This window comes from Sphingorhabdus sp. (genome assembly GCF_046292425.1).
GTDB lineage: Bacteria > Pseudomonadota > Alphaproteobacteria > Sphingomonadales > Sphingomonadaceae > Sphingorhabdus_B.
Window position 1 is genome coordinate 85,892 of the sequence record NZ_JBKBQV010000001.1, and the last position, 16,382, is coordinate 102,273.

14 protein-coding genes are annotated in these 16,382 nt (G+C 55.8%); 3 read left to right on the top strand and 11 right to left on the bottom strand.

Going from position 1 to position 16,382, the window contains the following annotated elements; all coding sequences use genetic code 11:
• Positions 1 to 63 precede the first annotated feature (63 nt).
• Genes ACK4S7_RS00495 through ACK4S7_RS00510 form a run of 4 tightly spaced genes read right to left on the bottom strand, consistent with a single transcriptional unit; the run spans position 64 to position 3,782 of the window.
• Positions 64 to 1,008, bottom strand: a complete 945-nt coding sequence (locus tag ACK4S7_RS00495; protein WP_409643350.1) for an acetyl-CoA carboxylase carboxyltransferase subunit alpha — start codon at positions 1,006 to 1,008, stop codon at positions 64 to 66.
• On the bottom strand, positions 1,005 to 1,946 hold the full coding sequence (locus tag ACK4S7_RS00500) for a tyrosine recombinase (RefSeq protein WP_409643353.1): 942 nt from the start codon (positions 1,944 to 1,946) through the stop codon (positions 1,005 to 1,007). Before ACK4S7_RS00500 ends, ACK4S7_RS00495 begins: the two co-directional genes overlap by 4 nt.
• Before the next feature lie 27 nt (positions 1,947 to 1,973).
• Positions 1,974 to 2,321: a hypothetical protein gene (locus tag ACK4S7_RS00505; protein ID WP_409643355.1), complete on the bottom strand. Its 348-nt coding sequence runs from the start codon at positions 2,319 to 2,321 to the stop codon at positions 1,974 to 1,976.
• A 6-nt stretch (positions 2,322 to 2,327) separates the two neighbouring features.
• Entirely contained in the window at positions 2,328 to 3,782 is a 1,455-nt protein-coding gene (locus tag ACK4S7_RS00510) for a hypothetical protein (RefSeq protein ID WP_409643358.1), read from the bottom strand.
• 251 nt (positions 3,783 to 4,033) lie between these two features.
• Here ACK4S7_RS00510 and ACK4S7_RS00515 point away from each other — a divergent pair, with 251 nt between their 5' ends.
• Both ACK4S7_RS00515 and aroB read left to right on the top strand, forming a co-directional pair.
• The gene (locus tag ACK4S7_RS00515; protein WP_409643361.1) at positions 4,034 to 4,597 is read left to right on the top strand and encodes a shikimate kinase; all 564 of its coding nucleotides are present in this window, start codon (positions 4,034 to 4,036) and stop codon (positions 4,595 to 4,597) included.
• A complete protein-coding gene (gene aroB, locus ACK4S7_RS00520; protein ID WP_409643363.1) occupies positions 4,594 to 5,700 on the top strand; it encodes a 3-dehydroquinate synthase in 1,107 nt (368 codons plus the stop codon). Before ACK4S7_RS00515 ends, aroB begins: the two co-directional genes overlap by 4 nt.
• Here aroB and ACK4S7_RS00525 read toward each other — a convergent pair.
• The 4 genes from ACK4S7_RS00525 to radA form a co-directional block, all read right to left on the bottom strand.
• A complete protein-coding gene (locus ACK4S7_RS00525) occupies positions 5,691 to 7,478 on the bottom strand; it encodes a monovalent cation:proton antiporter-2 (CPA2) family protein (protein WP_409643365.1) in 1,788 nt (595 codons plus the stop codon). The genes aroB and ACK4S7_RS00525 overlap by 10 nt on opposite strands.
• Entirely contained in the window at positions 7,478 to 7,909 is a 432-nt protein-coding gene (locus ACK4S7_RS00530; protein ID WP_409643367.1) for an iron-sulfur cluster assembly scaffold protein, read from the bottom strand. Before ACK4S7_RS00530 ends, ACK4S7_RS00525 begins: the two co-directional genes overlap by 1 nt.
• Positions 7,909 to 8,433: a CvpA family protein gene (locus ACK4S7_RS00535; RefSeq protein ID WP_409643369.1), complete on the bottom strand. Its 525-nt coding sequence runs from the start codon at positions 8,431 to 8,433 to the stop codon at positions 7,909 to 7,911. The genes ACK4S7_RS00530 and ACK4S7_RS00535 overlap by 1 nt, the downstream gene beginning before the upstream one ends.
• Before the next feature lie 90 nt (positions 8,434 to 8,523).
• A complete protein-coding gene (gene radA / locus ACK4S7_RS00540) occupies positions 8,524 to 9,888 on the bottom strand; it encodes a DNA repair protein RadA (RefSeq protein ID WP_409643371.1) in 1,365 nt (454 codons plus the stop codon).
• Positions 9,889 to 9,981: 93 nt separating this feature from the next.
• Between radA and ACK4S7_RS00545 the strand changes: the two genes are divergently transcribed.
• On the top strand, positions 9,982 to 12,321 hold the full coding sequence (locus ACK4S7_RS00545) for a patatin-like protein (RefSeq protein WP_409643373.1): 2,340 nt from the start codon (positions 9,982 to 9,984) through the stop codon (positions 12,319 to 12,321).
• 4 nt (positions 12,322 to 12,325) lie between these two features.
• Here ACK4S7_RS00545 and ACK4S7_RS00550 read toward each other — a convergent pair whose 3' ends face one another.
• The 3 genes from ACK4S7_RS00550 to dnaK all read right to left on the bottom strand — a co-directional run bounded on the left by ACK4S7_RS00550 (position 12,326) and on the right by dnaK (position 16,352).
• Positions 12,326 to 13,192 carry an MBL fold metallo-hydrolase gene (locus ACK4S7_RS00550; RefSeq protein WP_409643375.1) on the bottom strand — a complete coding sequence of 289 codons (867 nt, stop codon included), beginning with the start codon at positions 13,190 to 13,192 and terminating at the stop codon, positions 12,326 to 12,328.
• A gap of 59 nt (positions 13,193 to 13,251) precedes the next feature.
• Positions 13,252 to 14,376 (bottom strand): molecular chaperone DnaJ, encoded by a 1,125-nt coding sequence (gene dnaJ, locus ACK4S7_RS00555; protein ID WP_409643377.1) that lies wholly within the window; start codon positions 14,374 to 14,376, stop codon positions 13,252 to 13,254.
• Positions 14,377 to 14,444: 68 nt separating this feature from the next.
• Positions 14,445 to 16,352: a molecular chaperone DnaK gene (gene dnaK / locus ACK4S7_RS00560; protein WP_409643379.1), complete on the bottom strand. Its 1,908-nt coding sequence runs from the start codon at positions 16,350 to 16,352 to the stop codon at positions 14,445 to 14,447.
• Between the last annotated feature and the right edge of the window lie 30 nt (positions 16,353 to 16,382).

A 16,382-nucleotide genomic window follows, 5' to 3' on the forward strand; every position in this document is an offset into this window, starting at 1 on the left:
AGCGCATTAAGTTTCAATTCTGCAAAAAAACCGGCGTTTTTGCACGAGATACCTTCGTTAAGGTCAGGCACCCATCGCTAGGAATTTCGCACGGCGCTGCTGCAGCAATTCTTTGGAGGAGAATGCCGACAACGCCTCAAGTTCCTCATATATGGCATGGGCCAGTGACGCCCCTGCCATCGCATGGTCGCGGTGCGCGCCGCCAACTGGTTCGTCCACTATACGGTCAATAATGCGCAACGATTTAAGATCATCAGCGGTCATCTTCATCGCTTGGGCAGCATCAGCCGCTTTGTCGCCCGTGCGCCAGAGGATAGAAGCGCATCCTTCGGGTGAGATAACTGAATACACGGCATACTGAAACATGAGAACCCGGTCAGCAGCCGCCAGCGCCACCGCGCCGCCAGAGCCGCCCTCGCCTACAATACACGCGATCATGGGCACGCCAAGCGCGAGACATTTTTCGGTGGAACGGGCGATCGCTTCGGCCTGGCCCCGCTCTTCAGCCTGGATACCCGGAAAAGCACCCGAAGTATCGACCAGGCTGACCACCGCGATGCCGAAACGATCAGCCAGCTCCATCAATCTTATGGCCTTGCGATAGCCTTCTGGTTTACCCATTCCGAAATTATGGCGAAGGCGGCTTTGGGTGTCGTCCCCCTTCTCATGGCCGATAACCATCACGCGACGACCATTTAGTCGTGCTAGTCCGCCAATAATGGCTTGATCGTCGCCAAAGGCCCGGTCGCCCGCCAGAGGCATGAAATCTTCGAACATTGTTTCAATATAGTGTTTGAAGTGGGGCCGTTCGGGATGACGCGCGACCTGAGTCTTTTGCCACGCCGTCAAGTTAGCGTATGTATCCCTAAGTTGCTTGTCAGCCTTGTCGCGCAGCTTTGCGATTTCGGCAGTAGCATCAATGTCGCTTTCACGCGCAGCATCTTGCAGTTCAATGATGCGCGCTTCAAGCGCGGCAATCGGCTTTTCAAAATCAAGATATACCATCATGTCTGCCGGTTAGTGCCTGCGGTGCGGCGGGTCAATGTGCGCGTTGCTAATGGGTGTCGTCGATTGACCAATTCAACCAGCCGGCTGGAGTCAACATGCGTGTAGATCTGCGTCGTGGCGATGTCCGCATGCCCCAGCATGGACTGAAGAGCCCTTAGATTTGCGCCCCCCGCCAACAGATGCGTGGCAAAGGCATGGCGCAATACATGCGGGCTCACCTTGAGCGGGTCCAAGCCGGATTGCGCGGCCAATTGCTTGATAATCTGGAACAGGCGAATGCGGCTGATATGGCTGGCCCGCGATGGGAAAAGGAAACGCGATTTTTCTGGCACAAAGGCCAGCCAAGCGTCGACGGCATCCCGGGCGCGGCTTGATATGGGAACAAGGCGTTCCTTGTTCCCCTTACCTTTGACAATAATGAACGGCTTGCCGGATACGACCGAGTTTCGGGGCAAGGCGACCAGTTCGCTCGCCCGCAGGCCGGAACCATAAAGCAGTTCAATGAGAGCCGACAGCCGGTAGTCCACTGACGCGGGAGTAGGCCGTGCGAGTTTTGCTTCAATGGCGTTGAACAAGACGTCAATTTCATCTTTATCAAGAATTTTGGGCAGGCTGCGGGCCTGTGTAGGTTTTGGAAGAGCAGACGACGGATTGTCTGCACGAAATCCCTCTTCCTGCAGAAAACCGAAGAACCGCCTTAGCACTGACGCCTTTCGTGCAACCGAGCTGTTGGCAAGGCCTCGCCAATCACGTGCCAGACTTGTCAGCGCATCAGGGTCAGCGCTGGTCAGACGCCCTTTTGCAAGGTTGGACGCAGCCACTAGGTCACTTCGATAAGCAGAAATGGTGTTGGCCGCAGCCCCCTGCTCGGCCGCCAACATCTCCAAAAAACGTGCAATCAGTTCCCGGTCGGGCAGATTGCTATCCGGCGAGCTCATGACTGGCCGACCATCATCGACCTTTGGTTACCCAAAGGTAACGGCTTCAGCGGCAATCATCCGAGCCTCGGACTCCAGCCCCACCTGACGCAGCGAACGGACAATGTGGTAGAGGTGGCTGGCGGGCACCAACGACCATGAAGGGGCCTGCATGCCAGCAATTGCCATCAATGCAACAGTGCCCTGCTCGCCCCTCTCTGCTGCGGCAGTGATGGCCCTCGACCATGCTGACTGCTGCAGAATATTGATTTTGAGGTCACCAGCAAATTCCGTTCGTGCGTCGCCCTCAACCCGGCCAAGTCCTGACAGGCCAGCTAAAAGGAGCGCAGATTTATGACCTTTTGAACTGCTGTCGCTTTTGTAGAAGTCGTCCAAGCTGCCCTAGTCAGCGGCGGCCACGCGTCCGGGAGCAGCCAGAGTAACGAGCGCCCAGCCAAGCGAGCCCTCGGGCACAACGCCAATCCACCGCGCAGCGGAGCGGTCAAGACCTGCTGTGACCATTGAGGCAATGAGCCCGTCAGCCGCTGCCTCATGGTCTGCGCTTGGACTTATTAACGCAGCGGCGCGCGCTGTCATAACGAGCGCCGCATGATAATCGGCCCCGGCGGCGGCGGCCGACCATAAGGATGTCATCGCCGCAACCTTGGCATTCGCGCCAGACGCGGTGTACGCGTTGCCAAGTCTTTCGGCTTGCGACCGCAAGGCATCAGGTGCTTCTGTGTCGTCAAGCACCTGCGCATATAGATCAACCATGTCCCGGTTCGACAATATTCCAAGTGCAGCAGCGCCCGGTGCGTATTTGGCGCGAACCGCAGGAGTGAACATAGGCAATTGTACACGCCACCCGTCGACCTGACGGCCCGTATCATCAAAAAGGCGTTCCGGTGGTTCAAGTCCGACGGCGGCGGAAAGACCAAATCGCCAAGGGTTCATGCCTTTGACGTTTTCCCATTCAATCTTGACCGAGCGTCGCCCGTTAATGCCAGCGCCTACGGCTTTTTCTGCTAGCAGATAGTCAACACCGCGGACCCATCCCTGATATCGGCCCTGATTTATAAATGCGGTTGCGCTGCCCTGTTCACCCGCCAACGATGCGCAGATAGCGCGTGACATTTTCCAACGGCCGCTATTGACGAGGCGCACGCCGCTTTCACTGATAGGACACAAGCCCGCGAGGTCACCATTGGCAAGATAGGCTTGCATCGCAACTTCATGAAGCCGCTTGGTGTAGTCAGCGCCATCGACCTTTTGCACAAGGTTACGCGCCACAACTGAATCGCCCATGCGCAGAAGCAGCCAGGCGCGCTCAGCCGTCCAGTCCGCGCCGTTTACCCCGTCCGGCGTGTTGGTGCGACTGGCCAGTAACCGCCGCGCCATAATAGTGCCCCAGCGTGATGCAATTGGCCCAGATATGCGTTCGACGACTTGATTCAAGAACGCGCCATCCAGCGATCCAAAGGCGTCTGCTGGAAATCCGCCGGATTCCGGAGAAATAATCCCGACGGCGTTGAGGGAGCGGCGCGCGGCCGGTGGCACATCAAAGCGGATGACCATTTCCGGCTCTTCAGCTTCTTCTTCCTCTTCGTCATCTTCGGTCGCCACGGTAGCCGTCGCGACACCGGTTCCAGGTGTGAAGATTGGCGACGTCGCTCCTGCCGGCGTTCCCGGCACCGTGGGCGCTGGCCTGGCTGGGGTCGGGGCTGGCGGAGGCGGGGGATCACCAAAACCTTCAGGAAGCAGGGATTCAGGGCCTTGCTGACCAAGCGCTGGCAGGGAGAACACCAAGATCAGGGCGCTCGCAACCATTAGGCCGCTTTTTGTTATCTTGTCAGTCAATGTTGCAAACCTGTTCCCATAAATGCGCGCTACGATGCAGTTAGTTGCCGTATCATTGGCTGCGAATGCTGCAGCGATGTTCTATGAATAGCAATCCTATGACGTCCGCGGCAACAGATAGAAACTGCAAAAACCTTATTTCGCATGTTTCGACATTTGTCATAGTCCAAACCGGCTGCTGTTACAGCGCAAATTTATAACGCAGCAAACTGCTTTCGGCTTAAGCTAAGCCGATATATAGCTACGGCACAATGGCGCTACATCAAGAACCACAAAACCAAAAGCAGGACAAACAACTCGACTTAGTCATCACGCAGCCGGTTGTGCTTGTCGGCATGATGGGTGTTGGCAAAACCAGCATCGGCAAACGCCTTGCGACCCGACTCGGTACAGCATTTGTCGACGCGGATGACGAAATTGAAAAGGCAGCAGGGCTATCGATTGCTGAGATATTCGATAAATTTGGCGAGGAATATTTTCGTGATGGGGAACGGAGGGTTATTGCAAGACTCATCGACGGCGAACCCAAAGTCATTGCGACAGGCGGGGGTGCATTCGTCAACCCGGTAACGCGCGCGCTGATATTGGAACGGGCAACGTCCATCTGGCTTGATGCGGATGTGCATGTGCTGGCGGACCGTGTATCCCGGCGAAACCATCGCCCGTTGTTGAAAGGCAAAGACCCGGTCGAAGTTCTGACCGAACTTGGCAAGATCCGAAACCCGCTTTATGCCGCCGCGAACTTCCATGTCCGCAGCGATACGTCGCCGCATGTCCGGACCGTCGAAAACATCTTAAAGGCCCTCGCCGCATGACCGTGATATCTGTTGAACTGTCCAACACGCCCTATGAAATTCACGTACAAGCTGGCTTGCTGAACAACGTCGGCAATATTCTTCCATCTTATGCTCGTGACGGTCGACTGCTGGTTGTGACCGACAAAAATGTCGCTGCCGCCGTTCTGCCAAAGTTTGAAGCTGCACTGCGCATGGCGGGCGTTTCATGTGCCACCTTCACACTGCCAGCGGGCGAAGCTGGTAAAAGTTGGATGCAATTGGAACAGCTCACAGATTGGCTGCTTGCACATCATGTTGAGCGCAGCGACCATATAATCGCGCTTGGCGGCGGCGTGGTGGGCGACATCACAGGCTTCGCTGCCCATATAATCAAGCGCGGATGTGCCTTTGTGCAAATTCCGACGACTTTGCTTGCTCAAGTGGACAGCAGTGTAGGTGGCAAGACTGCCATCAACAGTGCGGCTGGCAAAAATCTGGTCGGTGCTTTCCATCAACCGGCGTTGGTGCTTATCGATCCTGACCTGTTACAGACATTACCCACCCGCCAGCTCGCGGCCGGTTTTGCAGAAGTGGTGAAATATGGCCTTATCGACGACGCCGATTTCTTTAATTACTGCGACGACAATCTCGACAGCTTTTTTGCGGGTGACCCTGTTGTGCGCGCGCAAGCGATCATCCGGTCTGTGCAATCCAAGGCGCGGGTGGTCGCAGCCGACGAGACCGAGCGAAACGGTACGCGTGCCTTGCTTAATTTGGGGCACACTTTCGGCCATGCTTTGGAGGCGGACACTGGATTTTCGGATCGACTATTTCATGGCGAGGCAGTTGCCGCAGGGATGGCGCTGGCGTTTCGGTATTCGGTCCGTCTAGGCCTTTGTCCCACGGGCGACGCCATTCGGGTCGAGGCGCTGTTGCGGCGCGCTGGTCTGCCAACGACGCTATCGGATGCCGGCGTTTCCGCCAACGGCGCCACTTTGGTTAATCATATGCGACATGATAAAAAAATGAGCGGAGGCACGCTTCCCTTCCTGCTGGCAAAGGGTATTGGCCAGACATTCTTGTCAAAGAATGTACTACTCGAGGATGTCGCCGCATTCCTCGATAGCGAAGCTCAATCCTGAGCAATTAGGAAGTCATCCGAATCATCGCCGCCAAAACTGTGCCGTGTTCCGGCGTGCATATCGCCACTCGCGAATTGCGCTTTCAGCCGATCGCGGTCACGCCGCCGGAATTCCTCTATGATGTTATGAATGGCTTCCCGTTCGGTGCCGAAATATTTGAGCGCATCGGCGGACATGCGGATGGAGGATTCAAACACTTCCCGCATGATGCTAATGCCGTCGTCTGTCATCAGCAAAAGAGCCTGCTGCCGGTCGAATGCACGCACAAACAGCTTAGTGCGCGGAAATGTCTGGCGTACAGGCATCAGTGATTCTGCGGTCATATACCTGTCATCAATGCAGAAGAAGATTGCCTGAGCGTCTTCCCCCCCTGCGCGCTTCAGCAAGTCAACGCGCGTGCCGTCGCCGTAAAATACCTTGAAGCCAAAGTCGCCACTGCGATCGATGGTCTGCGGGTTGATGTCAATCAACGTCACTGAAAGCCCGGCGGCTTGCATGATTTGTGATACCTGCTGCCCGAAACGACCATGCCCGACGATGATGACATTGGCTTGAGATGCCAGCTCAGGGTCATCAAGCTGCACATCCTCCCGGCCCTTCCGCGCGGCAAGCTTGCCCGCGATGATCATGAGGAATGGCGTTGTCGCCATCGACAACGTTACAACCGCACCGAACAGGCTTGCGGCCTCAGGCTCAATCAACAACGCCTGCTGCGCCGCTGCGAACAATACGAACGCAAATTCGCCTCCTTGGCTTAAGAGCATAGCCATGATGATAGATTGTTTGCTTTGGAGACCAAAGAACCGGCCAAGCGCGAAGATGACGACAGTCTTTACGGCGACCAGCGCCACTGCAAGTCCCGCCACGAAAAAGGGTTGGGACAAAATGACATCAACATCGAGCAACATGCCCACGGCAAGGAAAAATAACCCAAGCAGTATCGAACGGAACGGATCAATGTCCGCCTCCAACTCGTGTCGGTAAGGCGATTCTGCCAGCATGACCCCTGCGACGAAGGCACCTAGCGCCGGCGACACGCCAATCGCCTGCATCACTGCGGCGCTAACGCAAACGGTAAATAGTCCAGTGACAATAAACAATTCCCGTTCCGAAATTTTGCCGACCAGCCGCAACAATGGCGACAGCAGATAGCGGCCGGCCAACACCAGCCCGGCTATCGCCACTGCAGCGTAAAGAACAAGATACCATCCTTCTATCGCGCCTTCTTCGGCAGGTGCGCGCGACAGGGCAGCAACGATAGTCAGCAAAGGAACTATGGAAATGTCCTGAAACAGCAGGATGGAGAAGCTTTTCTCGCCATAATCTGTTTTCATCCGGCCGCGAGATTGGAGCAGAGGGAGCACCTGTGCCGTCGACGACAATGCCAGGGGCAGGCCAAGGACTAACGCGGCCTGCCAGCTAAAGCTCGGCATGGCGAAATGGACCACAGCAAACATGCCAAGCCCGCACAAGATAACCTGTAACGGCCCAAAAAGCAGGATATCACGCCGCAACAGCCACAGCCTGCCGGGCGACAGTTCAAGCCCGACAAGGAACAGAAGCAGGATGATGCCGATCTCGGAATAGGCCAATATCGTCTGAGGCGCATCAATCAGAGCCAGGCCATCAGGACCAATGGCAATACCGGCGACCAGGTAACCAAGGACAGCGCCAAGCCCCAGACGCCGGAAAATCAGCACCGCGACGAGCGCAGCACCAAGCAGCACCACCCCGCCCAACATTACATCAGCGACCAAATGGTGCGATGCTTCCTCCATCAGGTTATTTCGTTGGCGCGCTCGGCCGCCGCAAGAACTGCGTCATAAGGCAACAATATCGCGGCATGGCGAGACGGAAAATCGCAGGCAGCTGCCAACAGGGCAAGCTCCGGCCAACATGACGGCATGTCGCCCGCACGCTTTAACGCAGATGCAACACCATCGCGCAATTCTGCAACCTCTGAAACACCCAGACCCACCGCATTGTTCATCAAAATAGCGGCGGAGGCTTGACCGAGCGCGCATGCATTGGCGCGCAGTGCAAGCTGAGAAATGAGACCATTGGCATCAGTCACGATATCCGCCGCAATCCGGCTACCACACAATGGCGACCGCACTTCGGCGGTGCCATCTGGAATTTCAATACGGTGATCCGCCACGAGCGATGTCGCCAACCGCAATATGTCCCGGTTGTAAAGTGTGGAATCCATCAATCTGCCGTTTCGAGCAAAGGATCGTCAGCAAGAGGTTGTTCGCGTACGAATTCGGACATAGCATCACCACTAGCGTTCAGCAGCGGATATGTCCGCGAACTTGTCATCCACAAAGGCCGAACTTCATCCGCGCCGTAAACCACATCATATCCCATCACAAACAACAGGAATAACAAAGTTGCCATAATAAGGCCCTTGAGCATGCCGAAACCAAAACCAAGTACGCGGTCAATGGGGCCAAGGACGGACTTGCGCGACTTGGCTCCGACTGATTTCGAAATCCATTTGCCCAGCGCGTAAATGACGATGACGATCGCCAAAAAGGCCAGCACCGCTGCCCCGGAGTCAGAGCCGACTGCTTCTGCCAATGCAGCCGTTGCGGGGGCATGGAGCATACGGACAGCGACGATAATCAGCACCCAGGCGATCATCGACAGAGCTTCTTGTACAAAACCGCGCAAAAATCCGAACACGGCGCCGCTGCCGAGGAAAAACAGGACGATAATATCGAGTGCGGTCATCTGTTCCTGTTGCCCCAATTTCCAAACGCGTCGCTAGTAACCGGCGTGGAACGTCTAATGCCGATGCCCTTGCGACCGTGCGGAGTGGATTTAGTGGCGTCCCAGCATATGGTCAACGAGATTGGCAAGCGTGCGGAACTCTTGCGTTGAAATACCGGCCTGCCCTTTCACCGACGGTGGAACCAAAGCGCGGCTGAATCCCAGCTTCGCAGATTCCTTCAGCCGAAGTGCGCCATGTGCTACGGGACGGATTTCGCCGGATAACGCCACCTCGCCAAATAACACAGCATCGGACGGCAACGGCCGTTCCGCCAAAGCCGAAACCAGTGCGGCTGCCACTGCAAGATCCGCGGCGGGGTCCGATATACGATATCCGCCCGCAATGTTGAGATACACTTCTGCCGTTGAGAAACTCAATCCGCAACGGGCTTCAAGCACCGCCAATATCATAGCCAGCCTTCCACTGTCCCAGCCCACAACCGCTCGGCGAGGTGTAGCGCCGCTAGATAGCCGGACAGTCAGCGCCTGGATCTCAACGAGTACCGGGCGGGTACCTTCCAACGCCGGGAACACTGTCGCGCCCGTCACTTGCTCAGCCCGATCTGTCAGGAACAATGCGCTGGGGTTACCAACCTCGGTCAACCCTTCTTCGACCATGGCAAAAACGCCGATTTCATCGGTCCCGCCAAACCGGTTCTTGGACGCCCGCAATATCCGGTATTGATGACTGCGTTCGCCTTCAAAAGACAATACCGTGTCGACCATGTGTTCAAGAACGCGCGGTCCGGCAATCGTTCCGTCTTTCGTCACATGACCAACCAGCATCAAAGCAGTACCGCGTTCTTTGGCGAAGCGAATAAGCTCTTGCGCCGACGCGCGCACCTGACTGACGGTGCCGGGTGCGCCTTCAATCAGGTCGCTGTGCATCGTTTGAATGGAATCAATTACCAACAACGCCGGCGGGGCGCCTTGTGCCATAGTTGTCAAAATATCGCGCACTGAGGTGGCAGCCGCGAGTTGCACGGGTGCATCGCCAAGCCCGAGCCGACGTGCGCGCAGCCGTACCTGGTCAACCGCTTCTTCACCCGAAATATAGGCAACGGCGAGACCGCGCCGCGCGAGATTAGCGGCAGCTTGCAACAACAATGTGGATTTGCCAATTCCAGGATCTCCGCCCAGCAAGGTCGCCGACCCCGGCACAAGCCCGCCACCCAGCGCGCGGTCAAATTCGGAAATGCCGGTGGATGCGCGTTCGGGGAGTTTGATGTCTGTATTGAGTCCCGACAGCTCAACCGCACGGCCACCCGAATGCAAATGATGCTTTAACTCGAATACTGTTGCACTCGCCTCCTCAGCCAATGTGTTCCATTCGCCACAGTCATCGCACTGTCCCTGCCATCGGTTCGATTCGGAACCGCATGCCTGACATATATATCTGCGCTTTGCCTTTGCCATTGGCGACGACTATCAGAACAAATCAAGAACTCAAGAAATAATAGCAAAGTTTCGGCGCTTGCGCAGGGCGTTCCCTGATGCCACACCCTTATCATGCGCGAAAAAGAACTCAGACTGGCGCTTATTTGCTATGGCGGGGTTAGCCTTGCCATCTATATGCACGGCGTCACCCGTGAAATTTGGCATATGGTTCGTGCCAGCCGCGCATATCACGACGGTCTGCCTCCATTGAGACGCAGCGAGATCGTCTATCACGATCTGCTTTCAGAAATGTCCCGTGTGAGCGGTGTGAAACTGCGGGTATTGACTGACATCATCGCCGGATCAAGCGCGGGCGGAATCAACGGAATTTTCCTGTCGCAGGCAATCGTTACGGGGCAATCGCTTGAGCCATTGACCGATATGTGGCTTGAAATGGCGGACGTTGATGTCCTGCTCGATCCGGATGCCAGGCCGCTGTCCCGCTTTACCAAATTCTGGGCGGCGCCGATTGCGTGGATGATATTGCGGCGACGCGGCGGGGCAGTTGAACGGACGGTGGCAAAGGAAGCGCAAGAGGAAGTCGCGGCAAAGCTGTCGCGCTTTGTGCGGGCCCGATGGTTCGCCCCGCCCTTCGGCGGCAACGTGTTCTCCAAATTACTACTGGATGCGCTCAACGCGATGGCGGCCAGCACCAAGGGGCCGCTGCTTTTGCCTTCAAACCAGCCTTTGGATTTGTTTGTCACGGTTACGGATTTCAACGGACATGATCAGGTCCTGCGTCTGAACAGCCCGGAAATAGTGACTGAGTCAGAACACCGAATCACAGTAGATTTTTCGACGCGGGGCCGGACAGGACTTGCGGACATTCCAGAACTCATATTTGCAGCGCGGGCAACAGCGAGCTTTCCCGGTGCGTTTCCGCCCTTTTCCGTGCGCGAACTTGACCGTTTGCTTGCACGCGAAAACGTATCGTGGTCTGGCCGCAGTGCCTTTTTAAAACGCATATTGCCGCAGCAATTCGCCGCCAACGCAGCAGAGGACACGATGTTGATCGACGGCTCTGTTTTGGCCAATGCGCCCTTTAACCAGGCGATTGCAGCATTGCGTAACCGCCCGGCAAGGCGCGAAGTAGACCGGCGCTTCGTATATATCGATCCGAAGCCCGGCCGCCCCAGTTTCCGCTTCGGCCGTCGCAATGCTGATGGCAGCGCCGATACTCCGCGAAAGCCCCCTGGGTTTTTCGCCACGATATTGGGTGCGACTTCAAACATACCACGCGAGCAGCCTATCCGTGACAGTCTGGAAAAAATCACCGGCCGTTCCGAACGGATTGAACGAATGCAGCGGGTCATCGATAGCTTGCGTAATGAAGTTGAAAGCACCGTTGAGACATTGCTTGGCAAGACTTGGTTTTTAACCCAGCCAACAGCCGCTCGCATGCAAAAATGGCGGCAATCCGCACAGGAGAAAGCAATTATCGCAGCGGGTTTCAGTTACCGTGCGTATAGCCATCTGAAAATTGCAGGCGTCGTTGATGACATAATCGCAACCGCGCGTCGCAGCATGCCCGATGCATCAAGCGAATTTTTCCGCCATCTCCGCAATGCGCTGTGGGCCGAAATCAGGGTTCGCGGCCTGGATAATCTGCCACATGACAGCGGGAAGCAGACAACGCGAAAGGCCATCGCCTTTTTCCGGGCTCATGACCTGCGGTTCCGTATAAGACGCCTTCGCTTTCTTGCCAGACATCTGACCGAGGAGGTGGAGCATGTCATTGATGTGCCCGGCGAAGACATCGCCAAAATGCGCGATGCAATTTACCGCTGCCTTGCTTTATTCCTTGATCTGGAAACCGCTGAATTTCTGGGCATCGACTTTGCCTTGGCCGCACAAACAGGAGTTACCAATCCAGCCGGTTTAATGGACCATTTGGCCCTGCAACGTGATCTTGTCCGCACGGACGCACGGGTTGATAAAATCCTGTGCGAGGCTTTGCTCACGCTTCCCGTCGAGGCGCGCCGGATCATGCTGCTCGGATATCTGGGGTATGCACTTTATGATATCGCGACCCTTCCTTTGTTGCAGGACGAGGGCTTCGACGAATTCGACCCGGTCAAGGTAGACCGCATTTCACCGGAGGATTGCACCTCTATCCGTAAAGGTGGCGCAACAGCGACCCTAAAGGGTATAGAGTTCAACAATTTCGGGGCGTTTTTTAGCCGATCCTATAGGGAGAATGACTATTTATGGGGACGCTTGCACGGGGCGGAGCGGCTCATCGACATTTTGGTATCATCATTGCCGTCTGGGCATGCGTTCGACTCAAGCAGGGTGCAGACATATAAGCGGCTCGTTTTCCATGCCATTCTGGATGAGGAGCAGGACAGGCTTTCACACATCCAACCCCTCATAAACTCCTTACGAACCGAGGTGGATCAGATCGACATCTGACCGGTTACTTCACCATATTATAAACGGTTTCAACAAAGCGGTCGGCGGTGATGAAACCGTCTGCTTTCACGCCATAGCCGTCGGCTGGCCGCTCAGCTTTTACCTGCTCAAGCGTTTTGCCTGCCTTGATACTGGCTTCAACCTTGGCAACAATCTGTGCAATCATATCCCGATATTGCTGCAAGTCCGCTTTCGTTGCGACTTCGCCATGACCGGGGATAATCGTCGTCTGGTCATCGGCAATCGCAAGCGCTTTATCGGCTGCGGAGATGACGCCGCGCACATGGCCGCCGCTGCTCGCGTCCACAAATGGGAAGCTCATCCGCAAGAAGAAAAGGTCCCCCATGTGGATAACATTTGATTTGGTCCAATGGACAATCGAGTCGCCATCGGTGTGTCCTGCTGGCATGTGAATGACACGTACCTCTTCGCCATTCAGATGCAGTTTTAGACCATCAGCATAAGTGACCACCGGCAACGCGGCCTTCGCACTTGGTTTCTGGTTCCCTTGACCAGCCGCCATACGGACGCGGACATTGTCGTGCGCCATAATTACGGCGCCCGCTTTACCCAAGTTTTCGTTCCCGCCCGTATGGTCATAATGCCAATGGGTGTTGACCAGAAACTTCACCGGTTGTGCGCCAAGCGCCGCAACAGCCGCCTGAATTTTGCCCGTCAGTGGCGCAAATTGGTCGTCAATCAGGACTGTACCGTCTTCACCATAAGACACGCCAATATTTCCACCAGCGCCGAACAAGACCGCAACGCCTGGTGCGATCTGCTCAGCCTTGATTTCCACTTTGGATAGATCCTGCTGGGCCAAAACGGGAGCGGAAATAATGAGAGCAGCTGAAGCCAATAAATAACGCATGAGGAAACTCCTTCTGACAGCGTTATTAAATGTAAATTCTTGCTTGGCAAGCGACCCGTTCAGGGGGTTATGCCGTCCCAGATCCCCTTCAGCTTGTCGAAAAAGCCAGTTGATTGCGGGCATTCCTCCCCGGTTTCGGTTTCGCGGAACTCACGCAGGATTTCCTTTTGCCGCGCAGACAGCCTCGAAGGGGTTTCCACGTCAATCTGGATAACCATATCGCCGCGTCCTCGCCCTTGAAGCACGGGCATGCCAGCGCCGCGTTGGCGAAGCTGTTTGCCCGATTGTATGCCCTCTGGAACAATGATGATATGTTCCGCGCCATCAAGGCCCGGAATGCGGATTTCGCCGCCCAGCGCCGCTGTGGTGAAACTTACGGGCACACGGCAGAACAATGTGGTGCCGTCACGTTCGAACACCTTATGCCGCGAAAGATGGATGAAGATATAAAGGTCTCCAGCCGCTGCGCCATATGGCCCGGCTTCACCTTTGCCCGCGACACGAATGCGCGTGCCTTCGTCGACGCCGGGTGGAATATTTACCGCGATAGTTTTGCGTTCATCGACCCGGCCTTCGCCTCCGCAAACACGGCATGGGTCTTCAATCACCTCACCGCGACCATGACAGGTGGGGCAAGTGCGTTCGACCACAAAGAAGCCCTGCTGCGCGCGTACTTTTCCGTGGCCAGCGCACAGGTTGCAACGGCGTTTGCCGGAGCCGGGCGTAGCGCCCGTACCTTCGCACGTGCCACACGCCGTAGCGACGTCAATCGTGATTTCGGCGTCCTTGCCGTGGAAAGCCTCATCAAGCGAAATTTCGAGGTCATAGCGCAGGTCGGCACCACGCGCGGGACCTCTTTGGCGTCCGCCAAAGGCATCGCCAAAAAAGCTTTCGAATATGTCGGAAAAGTCGCCAAAGCCTGCGCCGCCCTGTCCGCCGCCACCCATGCCGCCATTTTCAAATGCAGCCTTCCCAAAACGGTCATAGGCCGCACGCTTTTGCGGATCTTTCAGAACGTCGTAGGCCTGACTAATCGCCTTGAACTTGGCTTCGGATTTATCGCAGCCGGGGTTGCGGTCGGGATGGCATTCCATCGCGATCCGTCGATAAGCGGATTTCAGCGTTTTGTCATCCGCTGTCCGCTCGACTTCTAACAATTCATAATAATCAATGTCGAGATTCATGACTGACTAATCCTCGGTCTTCCCGACCGTCGCTGCGTTTCGGTGGCGACGGTCGGAAATATTCAACATCAGTCTTTCTTGTCGTCTTCGACTTCGGAAAATTCGGCATCAACGACATTGTCATCTGCTGGTGCCTCTTCCGATGCGGCACCTGCCGAAGCTCCGGCGGCTTGCTCTTCCTTATAGATTGCTTCGCCAAGCTTCATGGCGACCTGGGCCAAGGCAGTTGCCTTTTCCTTCATCGCTTCTGAATCGCCACCTTCGATGGCAGTCTTCGTTTCAGCCACAGCCGCCTCGATTTCGACCTTCAAGGCTGCATCAATTTTGCTGCCATGCTCTTCAAGCTGCTTCTCTGTGGTATGGACAAGACTTTCCGCATTGTTTTTTGCCTCAGCCGCTTCACGCCGCTTCTTGTCTTCCTCGGCAAACGCCTCGGCATCGCGGACCATCTGGTCAATATCTGCATCGGACAAACCGCCCGATGCCTGAATCTTGATCTGCTGTTCCTTGCCCGTGCCCTTGTCCTTCGCGGTCACGCTGACAAGGCCATTGGCATCGATGTCGAACGTCACTTCAACCTGCGGCACACCGCGCGGCGCTGGCGGGATGCCCACAAGATCAAAATTGCCGAGCAACTTATTGTCTGCAGCCATTTCACGTTCGCCTTGGAACACGCGAATGGTAACGGCGTTCTGGTTGTCTTCGGCGGTCGAATAGACCTGACTCTTCTTCGTCGGGATCGTCGTGTTACGGTCGATCATGCGTGTGAACACACCACCGAGCGTCTCGATACCGAGCGAGAGCGGTGTCACGTCGAGCAACAGCACATCCTTAACGTCGCCTTGCAATACGCCAGCCTGAATAGCTGCACCCATCGCAACAACTTCGTCCGGGTTCACGCCGGTATGCGGTTCCTTGCCAAAGAAGGTTTTAACAACTTCGCGCACCTTTGGCATACGGGTCATACCGCCGACCATCACGACTTCGTCAATCGCGTCGGCTTTAATACCCGCATCGGCAATCGCCTTTTTGCATGGCTCAAGCGTGCGCTTGATAAGGTCTTCGACCAGCTTCTCAAGGTCTGCACGCGTAATTGTTTTCACCAAATGCTTGGGACCATTTTGGTCAGCCGTGATGAACGGCAGGTTGACTTCGGTCGTCTGCGCCGAGGACAATTCAATCTTTGCCTTTTCGGCTGATTCTTTCAGACGCTGAAGTGCAAGCTTGTCCTTGGTGAGGTCAATGCCTTCGGCCTTCTGGAAGTCCGCCGCGAGATACTCCACCAGCTTGCTATCGAAATCTTCGCCGCCAAGGAATGTGTCGCCATTGGTCGATTTCACTTCGAAAACGCCGTCGCCGACCTCAAGAATCGAGATATCGAACGTACCGCCACCAAGGTCATAGACCGCGATGGTTTTGTTTTCGTCCTTGTCCAGGCCATAAGCCAAAGCCGCAGCAGTCGGCTCGTTAATGATACGCAGCACTTCCAGACCGGCAATCTGGCCGGCGTCTTTCGTTGCCTGACGTTGCGCGTCGTTGAAATACGCAGGCACGGTGATAACCGCCTGGGTTACCGTCTCGCCAAGATAGGCCTCAGCCGTTTCCTTCATCTTCTGAAGAATAAATGCCGAAATCTGCGACGGCGAATAATCTTCGCCACCGGCCTTAACCCAAGCATCGCCATTCTTGCCCTTGACGATGTCATAAGGAACAAGTTCGGTATCCTTCTTGGTGATCGGATCATCGAAGCGGCGGCCAATAAGGCGCTTCACCGCGAAGATCGTGCTTTCTGGATTGGTGACAGCCTGACGCTTTGCAGGTTGTCCGATCAGCCGCTCGCCGTCTTTGGCAAATGCCACGATCGAGGGCGTTGTACGCGCGCCTTCCGCATTTTCGATGACCTTGGGCTTGCCGCCGTCCATTACCGCAACGCAGCTGTTTGTCGTGCCCAAGTCGATACCAATAACTTTAGCCATAAAAACTTACCCCGAAATTTTAAAATTGAA